The organism is Clostridium polyendosporum (assembly GCF_018332455.1).
Taxonomy (GTDB): Bacteria; Bacillota; Clostridia; order Clostridiales; family Clostridiaceae; genus Clostridium_AY; species Clostridium_AY polyendosporum.
Genome location: NZ_BOPZ01000121.1, coordinates 1 through 227, shown reverse-complemented (window position 1 = coordinate 227; position 227 = coordinate 1). Strand labels below are relative to the sequence as shown.

At 50.2% G+C, this 227-nt stretch carries 1 rRNA gene; it reads right to left on the bottom strand.

The features are described from left to right. Positions 1-227, bottom strand: a 16S ribosomal RNA gene (locus tag CPJCM30710_RS17670); the annotation flags it as partial.

Here is a 227-nt window from a genome sequence, read left to right as displayed (position 1 = left end):
AACAATAAGGGTTGCGCTCGTTGCGGGACTTAACCCAACATCTCACGACACGAGCTGACGACAACCATGCACCACCTGTCTTCCTGTTCGTCCCAAAGGGACGAACTTCCCCGATTAAGGGTAATTCAGGAGATGTCAAGTCTAGGTAAGGTTCTTCGCGTTGCTTCGAATTAAACCACATGCTCCGCTGCTTGTGCGGGCCCCCGTCAATTCCTTTGAGTTTTAAT